The organism is Chitinophaga sp., assembly GCF_017745275.1.
Taxonomy (GTDB): domain Bacteria; phylum Bacteroidota; class Bacteroidia; order Chitinophagales; family Chitinophagaceae; genus Chitinophaga.
The window spans coordinates 1-609 of sequence record NZ_JAGHZS010000022.1; the positions used below are offsets into that span (position 1 = coordinate 1).

Consider the following 609-nt stretch of genomic DNA (forward strand, 5'->3'; position numbering starts at 1 on the left):
GCCTGTCACTTGCCGTGCAGTGCGAGGGACGCTCGATCACGACCATTGAGGGGGTCGGGGCCCCAGGCCACCTGCATCCCCTGCAGCAGGCCTTTGTCGAGCATGACGGCTTTCAGTGCGGCTACTGTACCCCCGGTCAGATATGTTCCGCCATCGGCATGGCGGCGGAAATATCGCGGGGGGTGCCAAGCCATGTGACCGCCGATCTCTCCGACGATCGAATAAAGCTCAACCATGACGAATTGCGCGAGAGAATGAGCGGCAACCTGTGCCGCTGCGGGGCCTACAACGGCATCATAGCGGCCATCGCCGAAACCATTGCCGAAGAGCCGCTCGTGGAGGTGGCAGAATGAACCCGTTTACTTATGCGCGGGCCGCCGGCGCATCCGATGCCGTCCAGCAGGGTGCAGTTGACAGTGCGAAGTATCTCGGCGGCGGCACCAATCTCATCGATCTTATGCGCGAGACAATCGAGCGACCGTCGAGTCTGGTCGATGTCACGGGATTTTCGCGTGAGATTGAGGCACTGCCCGGCGGCGGCCTGCTGATCGGCGCTGGGGTGCGCAATACTGCGCTCGCCGAGCACAGCCGGGTGCGCCAAGGCTACCC

At 63.1% G+C, this 609-nt stretch carries 2 protein-coding genes; both read left to right on the forward strand.

Annotated elements, in window-relative coordinates:
- A partial coding sequence (locus J7623_RS31715) for a 2Fe-2S iron-sulfur cluster-binding protein (RefSeq protein WP_291929409.1) occupies window positions 1-353 on the forward strand: 353 nt, incomplete at its 5' end.
- Window positions 350-609: FAD binding domain-containing protein (locus J7623_RS31720; RefSeq protein WP_291929411.1), on the forward strand; the 260-nt coding region annotated here is incomplete at its 3' end. The genes J7623_RS31715 and J7623_RS31720, both read left to right, overlap by 4 nt.